A 20,746-nucleotide genomic window follows, 5' to 3' on the forward strand; every position below is an offset into this window, starting at 1 on the left:
TTAAGGATAGAAAACAATGGAACGAGGAAGTCTGGACTTTCAATACAGTGAGACCGAAGCCCCACAACTCATCAAGGTCGTAGGCGTAGGTGGTGGCGGTGGGAATGCCGTAAACAAGATGTGCACGATGGGAACTGTCCCAGGCGTATCTTTCCTACTTTGTAACACCGATGCTCAGGCTCTCAGCAAGAGTGCTGTCCCCGAGCGTATCGTCATCGGCCCCAGCGTAACACAGGGCTTGGGTGCAGGAAATAAACCCGAGCGAGCCCGGGCAGCCGCCGAGGAGAGCCACGAGGTCATCCAAGAGGCACTTACCAAGGGCGACACCCGAATGGTCTTCATCACCGCAGGGATGGGAGGCGGTACAGGTACAGGGGCCGCTCCCGTCATCGGTCGTATCGCTATGCAGGCAGGGCTCCTGACCATCGGCATTGTAACGATCCCCTTTCTCTTCGAGGGAAAGAGGAAGATTTTGCAGGCTCTCGATGGGGTGAAGCAGATGAGACAAAGTGTGGATGCCCTCCTTGTCGTCAACAACCAACGCCTCATAGAGATCTATGCGGACTACACGATGGATAACGCCTTCGAGAAGGCTGACGACACGCTCAGCAATGCCGCACGTGGCATCTCGGACATGGTGAATGCTGCGGGGAAGATTAACCTCGACTTCGCCGATGTAGAGACCACACTGAGAGGCGGAGGTGTGGCGGTAATCAACACAGGCTACGGCGAAGGCCCTGGTCGTGTGATGACCGCCATCAACGACGCTCTGAACTCGCCTCTGCTGAACAACAACAGCATCAACCAAGCTCGGCACCTACTCATCAATGTCTACCAGAGTACCGAAGAACCTCTGACGACGAAGGAGCTAAGCGAACTCTCGGAGTTCACCGAGACCTTCACCAACGATGTAGAGACCATCTTCGGCTATGCCTACCGAGAAGACCTCGGCCCTAAGGTCGCAGTCACAATCCTAGCCTCGGGCTTTGACTTCGAGGAAGAAGACTTTCGTCCTGGCATTTCCAAGCCTCAAGACCCCCTCGAACGTATCCACAGAGAGGGAAGGCGAAATGCAGAGGACGATCTCATTCGTCGCACCTATGGTGACTCCGCCCTCATCCGTCCTAAGGTCGAGCCGATAGCACTACTCATCGACGAGCTTGACGATGAAGAGCTACTGCTTCTGCTCGAGGAGACACCCTCTATCCAGCGTAACAGCCAGCTATTCTATACCAAGCGTGCCGAGCGGTCATCACAGCGCACAGTCCGCATTGCCCCCCTTGGCTCTCGACAGCCCTCCGAGGGGAGTCACCTCAGCTCGAAGGCAGACAGATTCTCCCTCAATAGCTCTTCCAGCTTCTCCTCTCCCTCCCCACAGAGGCCTCAGCCTTCTCCAGAGCCAGTATCTCCTGCCTATGTACCCAATGGCACAGAGACAGGGGAAGAGCCTAACGATGAGGAATCGAAGGCAGAGGTCATCCACTTCTCTAACTTCTAAGGACAAGAGGCTCCAAAAAACGAATGACTATAGCCGTAGACTTTGATGGCACGATTGTACGCCATCGCTATCCAAAGATCGGGGAGGAAATCCCCTTCGCTACCGATACGCTCCGCATGCTCATCAGCGAGCGTCATCGACTGATTCTGTGGACTGTCCGTGAGGGTAGGCTGCTGGATGAGGCTATCGAGTGGTGCAAGGCTCGTGGCGTAGAGTTCTACGCTGTTAACCGAGACTTCCCAGAGGAGGATGCCACGGGCTCAGGCTTCTCACGTAAGATCAAGGCTGACCTCTTCATCGACGATCGCAACTTCGGTGGCTTGCCCGACTGGGGGACGATCTATCACCGCATACGTGCAGGGAAAGCGCTTGAGAGCGATTGGTCACACCTGGCCTATGAGGATGATGAAGAGGGCGAACGGAAGGGTTTTCTCTCTCGGCTTTTTGGCAAGCGTTAGCAGATGCTTGTGTGGTCTCCTTTTCTTTGACTTCCCTATATCAATATTCTATTCTATGACATCGAGAATGCTGGCCATCCTTGGCTTCTCTTTGCTTCCCCTTGTCGCTTGTCGTGAGACAAAGACCACAACGAAAGTAAATGCAACGCCCATTCACCGCACGGACTCCACCACCGTACAGGGTAGCGACACCACACTCGTTGGGAAGCGTCTGTACCTAGAGTTTGAGTCAAATATCTCCGTCGTGGAGTATCTCTCGGACCAACATCTCTTCTGGCTCTCTCGTGACTCCATTCATGGCACAAAGGAGGGAAAAGACTTCTACAACTCTCTACACATCGAGCCCCATGTCTTCTTTGTGAATTGGGTGGAGCGTGATGGTACGACAGTGAGCCAGGTACTCGATCTAAGGGCACGCACCTGCCAAGCCTTCCTGACATCGAATATCTATTCGCCCAACAAGGACAAACGAGTCACAGTCGTCCTCTCAGGCAAGATTTCTCGCATCGAGGACAGTACACATATCCTCTTCGAGTAGCCCTTCCCGCCAAACGATTACCGCCCCAGCTCCTCTCGAGGAACTGGGGCGGTAATCGTTTGGAGTTTATGGGGAAGTGGGGACTACACCTCACAGCTTCTAGGGAGAAGCCACCGAGTACTTACCCCTTATATCTACTGACCAAATAGCTCGTGGAGTGCGTCAAAGCGACGGAGTACATCATCGCCATGCTTGGCAAAGCCACTGCGTACCTTTTCGAGGCTTTTGCGCTGACCGAGCTTTGTCTTTGAGTAGAACTTATCCGCATAGCAAATGAGCTTCTCCTCAAGGCTCTGTGGCGTATAAATCCCCGGAGGCAGACCAATCCCTCTCGCTCGTATCTCCTCATCCGTCAGCCCACTCCCAGTGTGACGCTCCGCCACGAATGCATGGCGAGGCAAACCGAGTTCTCTTAGTAGCTCCGCCCCAAGGTAGCCATGCAAAATATAAGGCGCATCACCTACACAGTATATATCTGGAGCGTTGGTCTTGAATATCCCGATATCATGAAGCATCGCAGCCTCAGCTATGAACGCTCGGTCAAGCTCCATCTCAGGGTGTCGGTCTGCTAGCTCAAGGGCCAGCCCTGTGACATCCTTACTGTGCATACGCAGGACACGCTCTATATCACTCCCCTCGGGATAATAACGATGGATAAGCTCTAGTGGATTCATCGTTCCTTCTTCTTGGGAGAGGGAGCAGGTGTAGTCTCTTGTGGCTCCTCCTTTTCGCCACCGAAAAGCAATGTTTTGGCCACACGAATATCCTCGACAGCATGAATGAGCTTGGGGTAGAGCATGGAGCGCTGACGTACACTTGGAGGTGCTGAGTTGGAGGAATTGTAAGGTGGTGTGGGGAATATTCCCTCAAAGAGCAAACAGCCATAGCCCATCAGGTAAACACCCACCAGTAGCCCAAGGAGTAGGCCGAGGAGCTTATCTATCACCCAGAGGAATGTCCCTTTGGTAAGGGACGAAAACCACTTGCCCAAAGAGCGAATCACGAAATACACTATCGTGAACGAGACCAGCGGTATGAGGAAACCCCATCCGCCAAGGGGGTGCCCTACAAAGCCTTCGATGAGGCTCTCAATCCAAGGTGTGATACGCCACGACTCACGGAATGCAATGACGAGAGCAGCTACCTGCACCACTCGGTACACCGCACCCCCGAAAAGACCTCCTAGGGTGAAGAGTAGCACGACACCGCCCAGGAATATATCTAGTTGGTTCATCTTGTTTCCTTACCTAATTACAGAGCTCAAAGGTACTTCTTATCTACCACATACACAAGGATGTAGAGACCTCCAAAACCTCCTGTTCACGAGTTATGGTAACTCGTTGTGACGACTTACCATAACTCTCTGTGGCGACTTACCACAACTCTTTAAAACGAGTTACCATAAGTCGTCGCAACGACTTATGGTAACTCGACGAGAGGATTTGTAAGACACTGATCTTCAGAGGTGTTTAAGAGGGAGTTTGTTTCTACCCATACGGCTATCCACTAAGTCTGCTAGGGGTGCTAAAAGGTTTGGGGTAGCGGGTGGAGAAACCTAGGGCAACGCCCTGCGACAACAAGCAAGAGAGCATAGGTGGTTTTAGTTAGTCTATATCTCTCAACAGACCGAGTAATCTAGAAGGCCAGATCTGCTAGCCTCCCAGAAGAAGCAATGGGCACTAGGGGATGTAACTAGTGGGGCGTAGGCTCTGCTAGAGACTACTCATCGGCAACGTGAGCAGCATAGGTGCGCCAACGATCCAGCAGGGCAGAGAGATCGGAGGGGAGCTTGCTGTCAAAGAGAAGCTCTTCGCCCGTCTCGGGGTGGACGAAGCCTAAGGTCTTGGCATGAAGTGCTTGACGAGGACAGAGGGCAAAACAGTTTTGGACGAACTGCTTATAGCGAGAGAACTGATTTCCCCAGAGTATCTTGTCGCCCCCATAGCGCACATCAGCGAAGAGAGGATGCCCGATATGCTTCATGTGAGCACGTATCTGATGGGTGCGCCCCGTCTCTAGCCTACACTCCACCCAGCTGACATAGGTGAGTTCTTCGAGCACTTCGTAGTGGGTCACAGCGTGCTTACCCCGCTCACTTCCCTCGGGATAGACAGCCATCTGCAGGCGGTCTCGTTCATCCCGTCCAATGTTGCCTATAATGGTACCTTGAGGCTCAGTAAAGCGTCCCCATACCAATGCACGATAGGAGCGATGGGTCGTCTTTTCAAAGAATTGTCGAGCTAGATGTGTCTTGGTCTCTGGTCGTTTGGCTACGACAAGCAGCCCACTCGTATCCTTATCGATACGATGCACAAGCCCTACACGAGGGTCTGCAGGATCATAGTGAGGATCGTCCTTGAGGTAATAAGCAAGGGCATTGACGAGCGTACCAGAGTAATTCCCATGCCCAGGGTGAACGACCAGCCCAGCAGGCTTATTCACCACGAGCAGGTATGGGTCTTCGTAAACAATCTCCAGTGGGATATCCTCGGGGATAATCTCTAGTGTGTGCTTAGGGCGTCGTAGCTGGAGCGTGACGACATCCTGTGGCTTGATGCGGTAATTGGCCTTGACAGCTACTCCATTGACGAAGACGTAGCCACCATCCAACGCCTGCTGGATACGACTGCGTGAAGAGCCTGTCATACGTGAGGCGAGGAACTTGTCTACCCTCAGCAGTGCTTGCCCCTTATCGGCAATGACACGATAGTGCTCATAGAGCGGTGAGCTATCGGCATGCTGTATATAGGATACAGCTTCCTCTGGGGAGAGAACTTCTACACCAAGGTCTTCCTCCGACCCGAGAAGGTCCTCTTCGTCAGCCCATATCTCCCCCTCGTCGAAGAGCTCGACACTCATCTCGCTACCACCAGTCATTGCTGACGCTACTGTCTCGCTTCTGCTGGTTAGGGTTAGGGGGAAGCATCGTGCTATCCATCCGTCCCTCTTGTCCGTAGCCCTCTATTAAGCGATCCAACCCGAGCGTATCTACCTTCTGACCAGAGACCAATAGGATGAGTTTGGTGTCGATCGAGACTTGTGCTCCTGGCTCTATGCTACGCCCATCTGGGGTTTGTAGACCCACGACAGAGCCAATATACCCACCGGGGACGACACGTTGCTCGACAGACTCAAAGCCAAGCCCCCGTAGTAGAGCAAGGATCTGTCGGGCAGATTGATCCTTATAGATAGGGATGGTCTGCTTACGAGGTGAAAAGCCATTGATGGAGATGAAGAGGATACGTCCTGCCTTCACTCTGCTACCAGGGGAGGGGACGACATCACGTATCGTCCCAGGACGAGCTGTCTTGGAGAACGTAGAGTCGTTGATTTCAAAGTCCAGATCCGCTTCCTTGAGGATGGCTCGTGCCTCCTCAAGTGTCTTACCACGCAGGTCTGGCACAACAATAGAATTCCCATGCTTCGTATAGAGATCTAGCCCGAAGGTCAGGAGTAAAATGAAGACAATAGAGATAAGCACCATCACAAGTACGTGTGTGAGGAGCGAGTCTTTGCGGAAGAGCTTATTCTTGAGGTTGGTCATAGCTCGATCGGTTTGTTAGAGACGTCCAGCATTGATGAAGTGTACAACACTCTCGGGGAGGTTCGGCTGGGAGAGATCAGCACTCGTGCCTTCCCACTCCTTGATTCCGTGGTGGATATAGATAATCTTATCCCCGATAGCGTGGACAGAATTCATGTCATGCGTATTGACGATGGTGGTAATATTATACTCCTTGGTGATCTCGTAAATGAGTTGGTCGATCACCGTAGAGGTCTTGGGGTCGAGCCCTGAGTTTGGCTCATCGCAGAAGAGGTACTTCGGATTAAGAGCTATGGCTCGTGCGATGGCGGTACGCTTCATCATCCCACCACTTATCTCGGCAGGGTACTTATCCGCTGCATCGGCAAGGCCGACACGATCCAGTAGCTCAAGGGCTCGATGATGCGACTTGTCATAGGAATCAGATGAGAACATCTCCATCGGAAAGAGTACGTTCTCTATGACCGTCATGCTATCGAAAAGTGCAGAGCCCTGGAAGAGCATCCCCATCTCACGTCTGAGGCGAAGTAGCTCGGGTTTATCCATCTGAGTGATGTCTCGTCCATCGAAGAGTATCTCGCCTTTATCGGGCTGGATAAGCCCAATCATGCACTTAACGAAGACGGACTTCCCAGCACCACTTCGCCCGATGATTAGGTTGGTCTTCCCCGCTTCAAAGGTGGCATCTATGCCCTTGATGACCTCTTTGCCTGCGAACTCCTTATAGAGTGACTTGACTTGTATCATAGGTAGTAGCCAGCTGAGGATTAAGTAAGCATGAGGTTTGTCAGCACGAGGTCAAAGAAGAGGATGAGCACGCTACTATTGACCACAGCCTTCGTGCTAGATGAGCCGACTTGTAGCGCACCACCCTTCACACAGTACCCGTAGTACGAGGCTACCGATGAGATGATGAAGGCGTAGACCAGAGACTTGACAATTGAGTGACCCACATACGAAGGTGTGAAGTAGAGTTGCAGACCATAGATGTAGTCTTGATGGGAGAGACTCTGTGCAAAGTCACACGCTACGTACCCACCATATATCCCAGTAGCCATGGAGAAGATGGACAGTACGGGGATGAAACTCATGAAGCCAACGATCTTGGGGAGGATAAGGAAATTGGCGGAGTTTACCCCCATGATCTCCATCGCATCTATTTGCTCTGTCACACGCATGGTCCCCAGCTCTGAGGCAATACTTGACCCAACTTTCCCCGAGAGGATGAGGCACATCACCGTTGAGGAGAACTCTAGGATCATGATCTCACGTGAGGAATAACCAATGGTGAAGCGTGGGATAAGGGGACTCGTCATGTTGATCGAAAGCTGAATCGTGATGACGGCACCGATGAAGAAGGAGATGATGAAGACAATCCACATCGACCCCACGCCTAGGCTGTAGACCTCTCTGAGGACAGATCGATGAAACATACGCCAGCGCATCGGTAGCGTGAAGACGCGTCCCATGAGCTGAGTGTACTCACCTATGCTGACTAAGAACTTTGATTGCATCTATTGGATATATTGGGGCAGCTTGACTAGCGTAGATCCACTACTTCGCAGCCAGGATAGCTGTCAGCACTCAGAGTGAAGAAGCTCTGAGGGTACGCTGCTCTGCGCTTAATCTGCGGGATGTTAGCGATGAGACGCCCACCATCCTTGGCTAAGAAAATAAGCTGGCTTGGCAGGCCACTCCCTTGATTGAATGTGGCATCAACATGCTTGACATTGCTCTTCTGCTGTGGGGTAAAACGCACCACTTCCTGCGAGGAGGTGACGGAGAGCGACTGAGGAGCAAAGCCCTTAGCACGTGAGCGGAGGAAGTACAATGGGTTAATCAACATCAGCTCGTCCGCCGATGGGCGAGAGATGGTGAAGGTTGCCTCGGAGCTATCGTAGTAGCTGAGTGTCCCCCCCTGGTACACTGCCGTGAGGGTACCCATCTCTAGTCGGAAGGCATCTCCCTGTAGATACATCATTCCTTTCTCGGTTGGCCCCATCTTACCTGACTTGTCTCCCATCGTGGAGGAGAACTCTACGATGGTTGCTCCCGATGAGTAAAGAGCCTTCTCGGCACGCTCAAGCATCTGTGGGATATTCCCCTTGCTCTGCGCCTGACCTGCGAGGCTCACGAGGCAGAGAGCAAGCATCAAAACTATATGTCTCATATTGCTTCCAAAGATAAGTGTAAATATTGGTAACTTCTCCCAGCCTCCCTTGACTAGAGTCGCTGGAGTAGCTCCTCGAGGCTAATCTGGTCCTTGATGAACACCTCTCGGGGTTTACTGCCCTCTTGTGGGCCGACGATACCTGCACCCTCGAGCTGGTCCATCAGTCGTCCTGCACGGTTGTAGCCGATGTTGAACTTGCGTTGGATGTTAGACGTCGATCCCACCTGTGTCTGTACGACCATGCGAGCAACCTCGTCGAAGAGGCTATCCTTCTCGTTGGGGTTGAAGGTCTTTGCACCGCCATCCTCCCCCTCGGGGACATATTCAGGTAGGATGAGGGCGCTCCCCGTACTCTCCTGATGTGCTATGTGTGAGACAATCGCCTCAGTCTCGGGGGTATCCATGAAGGCACATTGCACACGTACCATCTCCTTGCCTTGATAGAAGAGCATATCTCCCCGCCCAATGAGCTGGTTGGCCCCGGGGGAATCCAGTACGGTGCGTGAGTCTACCATCGAGAAGACCTTGAAGGCAATACGGGCTGGGAAGTTCGCCTTGATGAGTCCCGTTATAACGTCTGTCGAAGGACGCTGTGTGGCGATGACCATGTGGATGCCTGCGGCACGAGCCTTCTGAGCTAGACGGGCAATGGGTTGCTCGACCTCCTTGCCGACCGTCATCATCAGATCGGCGAACTCATCCACGATCAGCACGATATAGGGTAGGATCTCATGCCCGTCAATACGCCGTAGCTCTCCCGAGCGCACCTGCTCATTATACTCCTTGATGTTTCGGACGGCACGCCCAGCATGCTGTAGGAGGTGGTAGCGGTTGTCCATCTCGATACACAGCGAATTGAGAGTCGCCACGACCCTGCTCATATCGGTGATGATTGCCTTGTCCGAATCGGGAAGTTTCGCCAGGAAGTGCTTCTCGATTTCCTCGTAGATAGAGAACTCCAGCATCTTAGGGTCTACCATGACGAACTTGAGTTCCTCGGGGCGTTTGCTGTAGAGCAGCGATGTAATCAGTGCATTTAGCCCAACGCTCTTCCCCTGCCCAGTTGCCCCAGCGATCAAGAGGTGAGGCATCTTCGTTAGGTCGAAGATGAAGGGCTCGTTGGTGATGGTTTTCCCGATACCGATGGGGAGCTCCATCTTCTCTTGTTGCTCCTTAAACTTCCTCGAGGCAAGGATGCTACGCATGGAGACGGTCTGGGGCAAGGAGTTCGGCACCTCTATGCCAATCGTCCCTTGACCAGGCATAGGGGCGATGATACGCACCCCCTCACTCTTGAGGCTCATGGCTATGTCATCCTCCATCGTCTTGATACGGGAGACCTTGATCCCCGAGTCGGGGACAACCTCGTAGAGGGTCACGGTGGGCCCTACGGTTGCCTTCATCGGTGTCACCCGCATCTTGAAGCTGGCTAGCGTGTCGATGATGCGCTGTTTGTTGAGCTCGATCTCCTGCATATCAATCTCCGAGCTACCCTGCTCGTAGTCACGAAGGAGTTCGGTAGAGGGCTTCTGATATAGAGCCAGCAGGACACCTGGGTTCGTAGGCTCGGGGGAGAAGTGGTTATCCTCCACGAGGTCGTCCTCTGGTGCTTGCTCCACGATCATCTGGAGCTCATCACCCTCATCCCCATGCTCTGGGTAGCTGTATCGTGTCTGTGGAGTAGGCTGGATAAAGGGTTCCTCTTCTTCATCTCTTAGGTTCCCATCCTCTTTGAGTTCGTCTCGCCAAGCATCCTCGTCCTGTAGGGCGTTTGCATCCTCTTCCTCACCTACCTCATACTCCGTTTCTCTCTTTCGCTTAAAGAGAGCCTCGATACGCTCTAGGAAGGAGGGCTTCTTGAACTGAGGCTTTGAGATTGAGGGCGACTGCACCGTCCTAAGGACTCGGTCGTTACATAGCACAGCGAAGATGAGCAAGCTAAAGCCTAGAATGACTACGAGTCCAGCCGAGCCAACACTGTCCTGTATATAACGGTAGAGGCGCACCCCTTGGGTACCTCCCCATACAAGGAAGGTATCTGATGGGAAGGCATGCTGGAGCGCAGACATAGCGATGGCAGTCCAGAGGCTCAGGAAGCCCAGAAGCAGGAATCGTGAGATATACCTTAGGATGCGCTCCCCTGGACGCCAGATGAGATGATAGATGAAGTAGAGGGCATAGGCAAAGAGGAAGAAAATCCCCCAGCCGAGGAGACGATTGAAGAGGTAATCGGCAAGCCTTGCTCCAGGTATCCCGAAGAGGTTAGCTGTACTCCGACTGCTCTCCTCCAGCACTTCGCCCTCTGCTAGCGGAGCAATGAGGCTCTGGTCACTCCCCTTGGAGAGGAGGAAGGTCAAGACAGAGAAGAGGGCAACGGTCATGAAGGCAAGCAGGCAAAGCCCGAGGACGACGGGGATGCGCCTATTCCGATAATTGGTACTGACGTGCCCGAAGAACCCCGAGATACTTCTTGAAATCCACGCGAAGACCTCTCCTTCGCTTCTGGAGCTTCGCCCTGCACTCTTCCCTCGGGAGCTGGCGCCACGTCCTGATGCTTGCTTTGTTGGTTTACCCATTGATATGTTTTGCCTCTATCTTCTCTAAATGTATCAGTGCAACGTGTTTAAGTCCTGCATGCCTCTAGCTACAACTTCGCACACGCTACCAGCTTACAAAATTAACGAAACCCGCTCATTCTTAGAAATACGCTGATGCTAGGCTCTAGCAAGCCACACCCCTACTCAGGCTCATAGCTATCCCACATCCTCCTATTCCCTTACATGCCGTCTACGCCCTAGGAGAGCTAGGCACACAAAACGTCTTCATGCTCTACGCTCCTCTCCTGCGCTACTGCGACCATTTTTGCTCCTCACCTAACCCTTCGCTGGAGGTACCCCCGTAACCCCTCCAGAGGTATCCCCGTAACCTCCGAGCAGTTTCCCTCAGTACCTCTCTAGAGTTTCCCTCGATACCTCCATGAGGGTGGCGAAGGAGGGTGAGCCAAAGGAGTGACCTTTCTCCCTCCGAAATAGTGGTCGAAAAAGAGTATATTTGTGCTGTACGATTGACTCCTCGTTGCCTCGAGACCGCATGGGCGAAGCTCCTAGGGGCAGTCGTCTCTGTGTGCTCTAGGGGCTAGCACCCTCTGAGGACAAAAGATAGACTCTAACAACTATAAATACATACAACGTGATGGAAAAGGTAGATGTCCTGCTCGGCCTGCAGTGGGGCGACGAAGGTAAGGGAAAGATCGTGGACGTCCTGACGCCTGCCTATGACCTCATCGCCCGCTTCCAGGGTGGACCCAATGCGGGACATACGCTGGAGTTTGAGGGCAACAAGTACATCCTTCGCTCCATACCCTCGGGGATCTTCCAGGGGGATAAGGTCAATGTGATCGGTAGTGGCGTCGTCCTCGATCCTATCCTATTCCGTGAGGAGGCAGAGTCGCTCTCCCGTAGCGGGCATGACCTGAAGGGACGACTCGTTATCTCTCGTAAGGCACATCTGATCCTACCGACACATCGCCTCATAGATGCGGCACAAGAGGCCATGAAGGGCGATGCTAAGGTCGGGACGACAGGCAAGGGAATAGGCCCGACCTATACCGACAAAGTCGCCCGCACCGGCCTGCGTGTCGGAGATACGGAACACGACTTCCCCAAGAAATATCAAGAGGCAAAGCAACGTCACCTTACCCTGCTTCGTGCCTACGACTATCCCACAGACGGGCTGGAGGCTCTAGAGCGTGAATGGCTCGAGGCTATCGAGTATCTCCGTCAGTACTCCTTCGTAGATAGTGAGCAGTACCTAGGCCGTGCCCTACGTGAGGGTCGCCGTGTGCTCGCCGAAGGGGCACAGGGCTCGATGCTGGACATTGACTTCGGCTCCTATCCCTTCGTTACCTCTAGCAACACAATCGCTGCTGGCTGCTGTACCGGACTGGGGATTGCCCCACGAAGTATCGGCGAGGTCTATGGGATCTTCAAGGCCTATTGTACTCGTGTCGGCTCAGGGCCTTTCCCGACAGAGCTGGAGGACGAGACAGGCGAACGCCTCTGCTCCCTCGGGCATGAGTTCGGATCGGTTACGGGGCGTCGTAGACGCTGTGGCTGGCTCGACCTCGTAGCACTTCGCTATACCATCATGCTGAGCGGAGTGACGAGACTGATCATGATGAAGAGTGATGTCCTCGACTCCTTTGAGACGATACATGTCTGCACACGCTACCGTATCCATGGCACAGAGACCGAGGATCTACCCTATGAACTAGGAGCGGATGTTGAGCCCATCTATGAGGAGCTCCCCGGCTGGCGATGCGACACCTCTCGTATGACCTCTGCCGAGGAATTCCCACAGGAGCTACGTGACTACATCGCCTTCATTGAGCGGGCAGTCGGTGTGCCCATTGCAGTAGTATCAGTAGGACCTGACCGAGAGCAAACCATCACACTGCACCCCACTCTCTTGCCTCACTAAGCCCCACGATGACCTATCAGGAGGCACTGCACTTCCTCTATACGGCTACCCCAGTCTTCCAGCGAGATGGCGGTAGTGCCTACAAGCCTGGGCTAGAGACAACCCAAGCCCTCGATGCCTACTACCAGCACCCACACACCACCTATAAGACGATCCATGTGGCGGGGACGAATGGCAAGGGCTCTACCTCACACAGCCTAGCCAGTATCCTCATGGCCTCTGGCTACCGAGTAGGGCTATTTACCTCGCCCCACTTGGTGGACTTCAGGGAGCGTATCCGTGTAGACGGAGAGGTGGTGAGTGAGGAGTTTGTCATCAGCTTTGTAGAGGAAGTTCGTCCTCTTGTCGAGCAATACTGCCCCTCGTTCTTCGAGCTAACTACCCTGATGGCACTCGTGTACTTCCGTGAGGCTAACGTCGATATCGCTGTGATAGAAGTGGGCATGGGGGGCAGACTTGATAGTACCAACATCATCCAGCCTCTACTCTCCATCATCACGGGGATCAGCCTAGACCATACGCAGTACCTCGGGGATACCCTCACCGAGATAGCAGGGGAGAAGGCTGGGATCATCAAGGCTAAGACCCCAGTGGTCATCGGGCATGCCGAGGAGTCAGAGGTACGCCAAGTCTTCGTAGAGAGGGCTCAGGAGCTATGTGCACCTATTGCCTTTGCTGACGAGGAGGTCATAGTCTCCACTGCGGAGCCTCAGCCCCACGGACAGCTCTTCACCCTCGATCCATCCTCACCTATCCTTACCTCACCTCATAGGTTGCTTTCTACCCCCTCGCTATTCTTCGGTTTGCAGGGTGGTGTCCAGCGACTGAACCTAAGGACGATCCTTACGGCTACTCGTATCTTGACCTCCGTGGGGCTCGGAGTCTCGGAGGAGGGTCTACGGGCAGGCCTTCGGGATGTAGCCCAGAGGACAGGGCTAAGAGGACGTTGGGAGATCGTGGAGACAGACCCGCTACTCATCTGCGACACAGGGCACAACGAGGAGGGCATTCGCTACGTCACCGAGGGACTACGAGCTCTAAAGCGTCCACTGAGGATCATCTTCGGCATGGTCAGTGACAAGGATATAACCTCCGCCCTCTCCGCCCTACCACCCGAGGCGACCTACTACTTCACCGAGGCCTCAGTCCCTAGGGCAATGCCTGCAGGGGAGCTCCTTCGTCTAGCTACGGAGTGCGGTCTGAAGGGACGGGCATTTCCCACTCTAGCCTCTGCCCTAGAGACGGCGAAGGCAGAGCGAGAGCCTCAGGATGTCCTCTTCGTAGGGGGGAGTAACTTCCTCGTGGCAGATCTATTGGAATATCAATCAACTCACAAATTATAATCTCTATGGAACAACTACGTAGCTCCCTCCGAGACAAACCCGCAGCTCGCTGGGGAGCACTAGCACTGGTCTCACTGACGATGTTCTTTGCCTACATGTTCGTTGACGTGCTTTCGCCCGTCAAGATACTTGTAGAGAAGGAACTCGGGTGGGACTCTACGGTCTTCGGACTTTACGGGGGGAGTGAATTCTTCCTTAACGTATTCGTTGGCTTCCTGATCCTAGCAGGCATCATCCTAGATAAGATGGGAGTCCGCTTCACGGCTCTACTGTCGGGATCCCTGATGGTCATAGGGGCAGGGCTCAAGGTTTATGCTCTTAGTGCCACCTTCCGTAACGGGGGAATAGGCTATGAGACGATTAGTGGCCTCACCGGAGGTATCAAGAATGTCTTCGGATGGGAGCTACCACCGACGGCGATGCTTGCTAGCTTGGGCTTCATGATCTTTGGTTGTGGTACCGAGATGGCAGGTGTAACGGTGTCCCGAGCCATTGTCAAGTGGTTCAAGGGTAAGGAAATGGCGCTAGCCATGGGTATAGAGATGGCGCTAGCTCGCTTCGGGGTCTTCATGATCTTCCGTATCTCTCCTTGGCTATCCGAGAAGTTTGAGTCAGTACAGGCTCCAGTGATCTTCTGTGCGCTCCTGCTCTGCATTGGCCTGCTCCTCTACGTCGTGTATTGGTTCATGGATCGTGCACTTGATAATGAACTCGGAGACGAGGAAGTAGAGGAAGAGGAACCCTTTAAGTTCAGTGACCTGGGTAAGGTCTTTGGTAAGGGTATCTTCTGGATCGTAGCACTCCTGTGTGTACTTTACTACTCTGCCATCTTCCCCTTCCAGAAGTTTGCCACCGAGATGCTCCACTATAAGGTGGGCTTCGAGCTAAAGGAAGCTTCGGATATCTTCAGCTACTTCCCTATCGGAGCTATGATTGTTACCCCCTTCTTGGGTTACTTCCTCGACCGCAAGGGTAAAGGGGCTACCATGCTCATCCTTGGCTCGATCCTGATGATTGTGTGCCACATGACCTTTGCGCTGTATCCCTTTGTGAGTGGAAGCTCGTCTAGTACAGCCGTGGCCTTCTCTGCGATTATACTCCTCGGGATCTCCTTCTCACTCGTGCCTGCTACGCTTTGGCCTTCCGTGCCCAAGCTTATAGATAATAAGGTACTGGGGTCTGCCTACTCAGCCATCTTCTGGATACAGAATGTCGGTCTGATGTCTGTGCCCATCATCGTGGGTAGCGTGCTGGACAGCGTGAACAAGAATGTGCCCGAAGGTCAGCCCAAGGACTACACGCTGGCGATGCTCATCTTCGCTAGCTTCGGTGTAGCAGCCTTCGTGCTAAGTGCCTTCCTGAAGATTGTAGACAAGAAGAAGGGGTATGGGCTAGAGCTCCCCAACGTCAAGAAGTAATCTACTTCTCGGTCTGCATCTATTCTGCCCAAGAGTCAAACAGACTATTCGGTCGTAACTATATTGGGGAAGTCTCAGCTGAGACTTCCCCAATATAGTTACTGGTAGTCTGGAGTATACAGACTAGGGGTATACGGAAACACGCCTCACGATCCGAGGATCATGAGGCGTGTTTACTGTCTGTGTTTAGGGCAATTTTCCGAGCCCTAAATCAAACTCTTCGCGTGAGAGCTTAGCTTACTTTGTAGCAGCTTCTACGGCAGCCTGAGCCTGAGTAGCAGCTGAGTCTAGAGTAGCAGCAGCTGAATCAACAGTTGCAACAACTTCTTCAACGACTGGAGCTACAACAGCAGCAGAATCAACAGCTGTTGAATCAGCAGCCTTGTTTTCGCTGTTACCACCACAAGAAGCAAGTGTAGCTACAGCTACAACTGCGAAGGCGAAAAACTTCTTCATCTTTCTTTCTTACGTTTAATTGGTTATAAATTTCGAATTCGCTATTTAATAACACCGCAAAGATACACCAACTTTTCGATTCACCAAACAAGGGTATCGACCAGCTCATGCTACGTACACCGAAGTGTCCTTAGAATTAAAGCCACCTCGACGTATGCCCAAATCTCCATTAGGTAGGTAAGGGTCTTTCGGTATTAGTGAGGAGCGAAGGCACGCTTGCCTATATTCCTCACGGTGGAGTATAGCGGACTCGAACCGCTCACCTCGACACTGCCAGTGTCGCGCTCTAGCCAGATGAGCTAATACCCCATAGCATCTCATTTAACCTGAGGTGCCACTTGCCCTCATTTGCGGACAAAGGTACAAATATTTCTTTATACCACACTATGGTTCAGCACAAAGGACTCCTACCTGTCCTCCCTTTATTTGTATTTCCTCTCTCCCTACCCTACCCACTCCATGGCTCGACATAGGGTCGTAAGAGAGACCTCTTCAAAGCTCTAGAAGAAGCCCCCAAGGGGTACCGAGGGAAACTCTAAAGAGGTATCGGGGGAAACTCCTCGGAGGTTACGAGGATACCTCTCTCAAGGTACCGAGGAAACCCTTACGGGCGCACAGAGGGAGGCATCAGAGCCTCCAGCTCAACCTCCCCTACCTTATTCCAATATATTTAACGGGAAGTTTTGCCAAGTCCTTCGCTTGGATTAGTTGGGGTGCTTGGGGATGACTCCGCCAGCCATTGTCGGTAGATCGCCAGCGTCTCTTGAGTCAAACGAGTAAGGTTCTTGGGCGTAATGGGAAGGAGTAGGCATTCCAAGGGTAGGGCTGGAAGCAGTCCCCCTACTTCCCCTGCAAGTCGCAGATAGCGAGCGACCTCTCCTTGGCTCTGAAAGCCTCGGATACGAAACCCACGTAGCGAAGAGCCCTCCCAGGGCGTGACCTCGAGTGGTCGTTGTGTGAAGTACTGGTAGTCAAACGCTGTGATGGCAAAGAGTACCTCATGAGCGGCGAGGCGATCTATCGGATAGATGAGAAGTAGCTCTGGGATCTCCGCTGGGTGAGGTCGGGTGAAGAGGCTATCGGTACGTATAGGTTGCTCTTGAGGGTGAATCAGCCCTTGGGGTGTCGTAAGCACACCACCCGCTACCCGATGCCCTCCGTCCAGCTTGCGAAGCATCGCCGTAGCTAGCTCCACCACATCCCCTCGGGGGGTAGTGCGAATAAGTTGCTCTAGTTGCCTGCGGAAGCCCTCGTTATCCCCTCCCTGCGCTCGAACCAAAGCCCCCAAGAGAAGTGCTTGAGGCCTCAGCTCATGATCGGGGTACAGCTCCCTAAACTGCTTCAGCCGTACCTCCGCCTCTTCTCCTTGTCCCTTACGATAGGCAGTGAAGGCTTCGTGATAGAGCTTAGTGGCGAGAGCCTCTCTTGCTTCGAGACCAGAGATATAGTCACTCTGAGCTAAGAGCTTTGCCCTTGGGTCGTCGGGATACTCTGAGAGGAAGCGATGTCGGAGCATCTCGGCTCGTTCGCCCTGCTTTTCCCTAAGTGTTAATAGCAAATAGCGGTAAATTGCCTCTGGACGCTCCTTGGTCTTCGGCAAGTCGTTCATGATCCTAAGGTAAAGGGCTTCGGCTCGTTTGCTATCCCCCAGCTCCCCATAGAGGATTTGTGCCATACCGAGGAGCACAGGGGCAGTTTGTGCCTGAGCTTTAGCTCGCTCTTCCGGGGAAGAGGTATGGAGGGCAAGGCTATCCTGATGGCGAAGGGTGAGGGCAAGTGGAGCCAGCCTTGTGAGGCTGGCAGAGAGGGAGGTTAATTCGTCGTACCTCGGATAGCTCGGGGGAAGGTGGGGCAGGCTAAGGCGTAGATGCTCTAGAGCCTCTGGGTAAAGCTCACGAGAGAGGGACAGCTCGACCAGCAATAGGTTCGCCAAAGCCATTGAGGAAGGGCTACCAAGAGCAGAATCAACACAAGCCCGAAAGCTCTGCTCCGCTCGCAGGCTATCTCGCATAGCCAGATGCGCTTGACCTAAGGCAAGGTACACATCGGAGCGATGCGCACGATAGTTCGGGGTCTTCACGAGCTTCGTGAGGGTGCGGATAGCATCTTTACGCGAAGGGTTTAGGCTGTTTTCTTTCAGACATGCAGCAAACTCTAGGGCAGGCTTGAGACTCGTACGTCCGCTCTTTTGATAGGCTTTTCGAGCCTTCTCTGTCGCCCCCATCCCTTCATATAGCTCTCCGAGTAAGTAATAGAGTCGGGCCCGTTGCAGGCGAGGCTGTGTAGAAGGTATGAGGTGAAGAAGGCTGGTGATTGCCTGTGGATAGTTCCCACAAAGGAGGGCATACTCGGCAGCAACGGTATGGAAGAGTTCGGTCTGACGAACGGGGGAGTTCGGTGTACGCTCTATGCGTTGTAGGAGCTCAAGAGCTTCGGAGGCTCGCTCCTCGATGAGGTAGCACCGTGCCTGCCACAGCAGAGCCACGTCTCTTACCTCCGCCTCGGTAGCATAGATGCGGCTTGCCTCTTGGAAGGTTGCCAGTGCCTTGGGGAGGTTCGCCTCGTAGACGTAGCACTTCCCGAGCAGGAGCCACGCAGAGCTGAGGGCAGGATTATATTCTGTCTTAGCCTGCTCAGCGACGGCTCTTGGATCACGTCGCCACCCAGGCTTTCGGGCAGGCTTACGCTGTAGGCTATGCTCATGTATGGCTTTCTCTGCCTTGGCTTTACTTCGCTGGAAGTCTCCACCTTTCCCCTCCCCTCGCACAGCATAGGCAATAGGGTCAAGAGGCAGGAGTGCATTGTAGTCCTCCGCTACGCCCTCCAAGAAGGCTGTGTAGGACTCGTCGTAAGCAAGAGAGGCATTATATAGGGTGTTGTAGCGTGCAGATAGAGCATGGTAAAGGCGACTAGTGGCGGTAGTTGTCCGACGCGAACAACCGAAGTTAAGGCCAAGGAGTAGGGCAACAAGGAATAAGCAGCCTAGCCTATGCCTCGTCGATGCTTGAGCGAACGTACACACCAGCTAAGGGCTAAAAAGAGGAAAAGCAATAGGATGATCAGCACCCCTGATGGCACAGAGAGTACATAGTAGCTCAGCAGTAGCCCCCCGACGCTTGCCAGTAGGGAGAGCAGGATTGAGCCGAGGATGATCTTCTTGAAGTCAGCCGTGAAAAAACCCACAATGGTCTGGGGAAGGGTCAGCAGAGATAAGAGGAGCATAATCCCCACTGTACGGATAGCTAGCACCATGCTTATGGCAATGACCAGCAGAAGTCCACGCTCCCACCACACGACAGCTACCCCTCGTGTTGCAGCAAAATCTCTATCAAAAGCGAGATAAAGGATGGTACGATAACGCAGGGAGAAGAGCAGGATAAGCCCCAGGGCAAGTACGGTAAGTACTCCGAGGTCTTCCCTCGTGACAAGCAGGATGTTCCCAAAGAGATAGGATGGCAGGCTTGTCGTATAGCCCGGGGTCAAGGTCATAAAGAGCACCCCCAGCGCCATCCCTAGAGCCCACACACTGGCTATTGCAGAGTCCTCACGCACCCCCTCGGTCTCACTCATCTTACCTATGGAGAAGGCAGCGAGTACAGCTGCCCCAGCGGCCGAGAGCAGAGGATTAATACCAAGGTACAGCCCTAACCCTATCCCCCCGAAGGAGGCATGGGTAATCCCTCCGCTGATGAAGACAATCCTCCGTACCACGATATACGAACCCACCACACCGCACACCACCGCAGTGAGCAGTGAGGCGATGAGGGCATTCTGAAAGAATTGATACGAGAAGATGCTCTCCATGTGCTTCGTGAGGCTTGGGCTAAAGTGTGGGCTCTGCTTCGTGCCTTCCTACGATAGCATGGTAGTCACGATGCTCGACAACTATAAGGTAAAGCTCTGGGCGAAGCGTCTCAGGGAACTCTATTCCTCTCAGCTGTAAGCTACGTACCCACCCAGGCACATCGTCATCGTCAAGCGAGAGGAGGATCTCACGAAACTCCTCCACCTGTCGCTCCGTATAGCCACCAGCAGTCACCCCACGATACCGATCTAGCTCCTCGTCGTCGTAGTAGACGATCTCTGGGCTAACAGCAGCTAGGAGGCTATCATGCTCGCAGGTCAAGTGATTACCACAGCATCCCCCCTCGCTCGGCACGAACTCCTCTTCCTCTGCCACGTCTTCACCACGGGCGATACGTCGAGCCTTGAGGTACGATTGTAATGAAGCCACAAGCGCAGCTACAGCACCCAGCACGAGCAAGGCCAGTACAATCACCAAAATACTTCCCATAAAATCGTTGTCTAAGATCCTATTCTAAATGCAATAGAATAAGCGCATTCGTGCAAAGATAGTTCATTACAAGCAAGCATATCCCCCACCCAGAGCGACGATATCCGACAATCCCCTTATCTATATACTCTACAGCAGGAGCAAGCTCTGTGTTCCCTAGCACATGCCCCGTCACCACGGAGCAAAGAAGCAGATAAAGAAACCGAGGCCTATCTCCTTAACCCTCCAAAGACAAAACTTCACTAGAGTTAAGGCATCGGTCATTCTCCTCCCCTAAAGCACATGAAAACAACTGCTTATAAAAGAGAAAATGCCCCCCAAAAATCCCCCTTCAGCGAGTTACCATAAGTCGTCGCAGAGAGTTATGGTAACTCGTCATCAAGAGTTATGGTAAGTCTCCGCAACGAGTTATAGTAAGTCGTTTAGACGAGTTACCACAACTCGCCAAGGGGACATTCAGGCCATCTCACATACAACTGTTTATCAACACAATACAACATCCCCCTAGAGCACAAAAATAAGGTCAGGATACAGGTCTCCTTCGA

At 53.2% G+C, this 20,746-nt stretch carries 18 protein-coding genes and 1 tRNA gene; 6 read left to right on the forward strand and 13 right to left on the reverse strand.

What is annotated here, in order from left to right; all coding sequences use genetic code 11:
• Positions 1-16 precede the first annotated feature (16 nt).
• The 3 genes from ftsZ to HMPREF0636_RS05635 are packed head-to-tail and all read left to right on the forward strand — an operon-like array spanning position 17 to position 2,494.
• Positions 17-1,498, forward strand: coding sequence for a cell division protein FtsZ (gene ftsZ, locus HMPREF0636_RS05625; RefSeq protein WP_044169067.1), 1,482 nt, complete (start codon positions 17-19; stop codon positions 1,496-1,498).
• Positions 1,499-1,521: 23 nt separating this feature from the next.
• Entirely contained in the window at positions 1,522-1,956 is a 435-nt protein-coding gene (locus HMPREF0636_RS05630) for a BT0820 family HAD-type phosphatase (RefSeq protein WP_044169068.1), read from the forward strand.
• Positions 1,957-2,011: 55 nt separating this feature from the next.
• Entirely contained in the window at positions 2,012-2,494 is a 483-nt protein-coding gene (locus HMPREF0636_RS05635; RefSeq protein WP_248616885.1) for a MoaF-related domain-containing protein, read from the forward strand.
• A 134-nt stretch (positions 2,495-2,628) separates the two neighbouring features.
• Here HMPREF0636_RS05635 and HMPREF0636_RS05640 read toward each other — a convergent pair whose 3' ends face one another.
• The 8 genes from HMPREF0636_RS05640 to HMPREF0636_RS05675 form a co-directional block, all read right to left on the reverse strand.
• Positions 2,629-3,168 (reverse strand): HD domain-containing protein, encoded by a 540-nt coding sequence (locus HMPREF0636_RS05640; protein WP_044169070.1) that lies wholly within the window; start codon positions 3,166-3,168, stop codon positions 2,629-2,631.
• Entirely contained in the window at positions 3,165-3,728 is a 564-nt protein-coding gene (locus HMPREF0636_RS05645; RefSeq protein ID WP_044169072.1) for a CvpA family protein, read from the reverse strand. Before HMPREF0636_RS05645 ends, HMPREF0636_RS05640 begins: the two co-directional genes overlap by 4 nt.
• 485 nt (positions 3,729-4,213) lie before the next feature.
• The gene (locus HMPREF0636_RS05650; protein WP_155807302.1) at positions 4,214-5,371 is read right to left on the reverse strand and encodes an RluA family pseudouridine synthase; all 1,158 of its coding nucleotides are present in this window, start codon (positions 5,369-5,371) and stop codon (positions 4,214-4,216) included.
• Positions 5,358-6,038 (reverse strand): PASTA domain-containing protein, encoded by a 681-nt coding sequence (locus HMPREF0636_RS05655; protein WP_044169073.1) that lies wholly within the window; start codon positions 6,036-6,038, stop codon positions 5,358-5,360. Before HMPREF0636_RS05655 ends, HMPREF0636_RS05650 begins: the two co-directional genes overlap by 14 nt.
• A gap of 15 nt (positions 6,039-6,053) precedes the next feature.
• Positions 6,054-6,785, reverse strand: a complete 732-nt coding sequence (locus HMPREF0636_RS05660) for an ABC transporter ATP-binding protein (protein WP_044169075.1) — start codon at positions 6,783-6,785, stop codon at positions 6,054-6,056.
• A 20-nt stretch (positions 6,786-6,805) separates the two neighbouring features.
• Positions 6,806-7,552, reverse strand: a complete 747-nt coding sequence (locus tag HMPREF0636_RS05665) for an MlaE family ABC transporter permease (RefSeq protein ID WP_005468510.1) — start codon at positions 7,550-7,552, stop codon at positions 6,806-6,808.
• Between the two features lie 26 nt (positions 7,553-7,578).
• Positions 7,579-8,208 carry an outer membrane lipoprotein periplasmic chaperone LolA1 gene (locus HMPREF0636_RS05670; RefSeq protein WP_044169077.1) on the reverse strand — a complete coding sequence of 210 codons (630 nt, stop codon included), beginning with the start codon at positions 8,206-8,208 and terminating at the stop codon, positions 7,579-7,581.
• Between the two features lie 53 nt (positions 8,209-8,261).
• Positions 8,262-10,787: an FtsK/SpoIIIE family DNA translocase gene (locus tag HMPREF0636_RS05675; RefSeq protein WP_052328768.1), complete on the reverse strand. Its 2,526-nt coding sequence runs from the start codon at positions 10,785-10,787 to the stop codon at positions 8,262-8,264.
• A gap of 616 nt (positions 10,788-11,403) precedes the next feature.
• Here HMPREF0636_RS05675 and HMPREF0636_RS05680 point away from each other — a divergent pair.
• The 3 genes from HMPREF0636_RS05680 to HMPREF0636_RS05690 are packed head-to-tail and all read left to right on the forward strand — an operon-like array spanning position 11,404 to position 15,451.
• On the forward strand, positions 11,404-12,690 hold the full coding sequence (locus tag HMPREF0636_RS05680; RefSeq protein ID WP_044169079.1) for an adenylosuccinate synthase: 1,287 nt from the start codon (positions 11,404-11,406) through the stop codon (positions 12,688-12,690).
• An 8-nt stretch (positions 12,691-12,698) separates the two neighbouring features.
• The gene (locus HMPREF0636_RS05685; protein ID WP_044169081.1) at positions 12,699-14,033 is read left to right on the forward strand and encodes a bifunctional folylpolyglutamate synthase/dihydrofolate synthase; all 1,335 of its coding nucleotides are present in this window, start codon (positions 12,699-12,701) and stop codon (positions 14,031-14,033) included.
• 5 nt (positions 14,034-14,038) lie between these two features.
• Positions 14,039-15,451, forward strand: a complete 1,413-nt coding sequence (locus HMPREF0636_RS05690) for an MFS transporter (RefSeq protein WP_044169082.1) — start codon at positions 14,039-14,041, stop codon at positions 15,449-15,451.
• 237 nt (positions 15,452-15,688) lie between these two features.
• Here the strand turns inward: HMPREF0636_RS05690 and HMPREF0636_RS05695 are convergent, their stop codons facing one another.
• The 5 genes from HMPREF0636_RS05695 to HMPREF0636_RS05715 form a co-directional block, all read right to left on the reverse strand.
• On the reverse strand, positions 15,689-15,907 hold the full coding sequence (locus tag HMPREF0636_RS05695) for a hypothetical protein (protein ID WP_005468504.1): 219 nt from the start codon (positions 15,905-15,907) through the stop codon (positions 15,689-15,691).
• Between the two features lie 235 nt (positions 15,908-16,142).
• Positions 16,143-16,216 (reverse strand) — tRNA-Ala (locus HMPREF0636_RS05700).
• Between the two features lie 361 nt (positions 16,217-16,577).
• On the reverse strand, positions 16,578-18,929 hold the full coding sequence (gene porW / locus HMPREF0636_RS05705) for a type IX secretion system periplasmic lipoprotein PorW/SprE (RefSeq protein ID WP_044169084.1): 2,352 nt from the start codon (positions 18,927-18,929) through the stop codon (positions 16,578-16,580).
• Positions 18,890-19,711, reverse strand: coding sequence for a metal ABC transporter permease (locus tag HMPREF0636_RS05710; protein ID WP_044169086.1), 822 nt, complete (start codon positions 19,709-19,711; stop codon positions 18,890-18,892). The genes porW and HMPREF0636_RS05710 overlap by 40 nt, the downstream gene beginning before the upstream one ends.
• A 19-nt stretch (positions 19,712-19,730) precedes the next feature.
• Positions 19,731-20,201 (reverse strand): hypothetical protein, encoded by a 471-nt coding sequence (locus tag HMPREF0636_RS05715; protein ID WP_044169088.1) that lies wholly within the window; start codon positions 20,199-20,201, stop codon positions 19,731-19,733.
• Positions 20,202-20,746 lie beyond the last annotated feature (545 nt).

The organism is Porphyromonas catoniae ATCC 51270 (assembly GCF_000565015.1).
Classification (GTDB): domain Bacteria; phylum Bacteroidota; class Bacteroidia; order Bacteroidales; family Porphyromonadaceae; genus Porphyromonas; species Porphyromonas catoniae.

Bases quoted from the DNA above. Each gene is read 5' to 3' on its own strand.
- HMPREF0636_RS05685 (WP_044169081.1), top strand. From the start codon at position 12,699: ATGACCTATCAGGAGGCACTGCACTTCCTCTATACGGCTACCCCAGTC.
- HMPREF0636_RS05715 (WP_044169088.1), bottom strand. From the start codon at position 20,201: ATGGGAAGTATTTTGGTGATTGTACTGGCCTTGCTCGTGCTGGGTGCT.
- ftsZ (WP_044169067.1), top strand. From the start codon at position 17: ATGGAACGAGGAAGTCTGGACTTTCAATACAGTGAGACCGAAGCCCCA.
- HMPREF0636_RS05655 (WP_044169073.1), bottom strand. From the start codon at position 6,038: ATGACCAACCTCAAGAATAAGCTCTTCCGCAAAGACTCGCTCCTCACA.
- HMPREF0636_RS05660 (WP_044169075.1), bottom strand. From the start codon at position 6,785: ATGATACAAGTCAAGTCACTCTATAAGGAGTTCGCAGGCAAAGAGGTC.
- HMPREF0636_RS05680 (WP_044169079.1), top strand. From the start codon at position 11,404: ATGGAAAAGGTAGATGTCCTGCTCGGCCTGCAGTGGGGCGACGAAGGT.
- HMPREF0636_RS05635 (WP_248616885.1), top strand. From the start codon at position 2,012: ATGACATCGAGAATGCTGGCCATCCTTGGCTTCTCTTTGCTTCCCCTT.
- HMPREF0636_RS05665 (WP_005468510.1), bottom strand. From the start codon at position 7,552: ATGCAATCAAAGTTCTTAGTCAGCATAGGTGAGTACACTCAGCTCATG.
- HMPREF0636_RS05690 (WP_044169082.1), top strand. From the start codon at position 14,039: ATGGAACAACTACGTAGCTCCCTCCGAGACAAACCCGCAGCTCGCTGG.
- HMPREF0636_RS05645 (WP_044169072.1), bottom strand. From the start codon at position 3,728: ATGAACCAACTAGATATATTCCTGGGCGGTGTCGTGCTACTCTTCACC.
- HMPREF0636_RS05670 (WP_044169077.1), bottom strand. From the start codon at position 8,208: ATGAGACATATAGTTTTGATGCTTGCTCTCTGCCTCGTGAGCCTCGCA.
- HMPREF0636_RS05710 (WP_044169086.1), bottom strand. From the start codon at position 19,711: ATGGAGAGCATCTTCTCGTATCAATTCTTTCAGAATGCCCTCATCGCC.
- HMPREF0636_RS05650 (WP_155807302.1), bottom strand. From the start codon at position 5,371: ATGACTGGTGGTAGCGAGATGAGTGTCGAGCTCTTCGACGAGGGGGAG.
- HMPREF0636_RS05640 (WP_044169070.1), bottom strand. From the start codon at position 3,168: ATGAATCCACTAGAGCTTATCCATCGTTATTATCCCGAGGGGAGTGAT.
- HMPREF0636_RS05630 (WP_044169068.1), top strand. From the start codon at position 1,522: ATGACTATAGCCGTAGACTTTGATGGCACGATTGTACGCCATCGCTAT.
- HMPREF0636_RS05675 (WP_052328768.1), bottom strand. From the start codon at position 10,787: ATGGGTAAACCAACAAAGCAAGCATCAGGACGTGGCGCCAGCTCCCGA.
- HMPREF0636_RS05695 (WP_005468504.1), bottom strand. From the start codon at position 15,907: ATGAAGAAGTTTTTCGCCTTCGCAGTTGTAGCTGTAGCTACACTTGCT.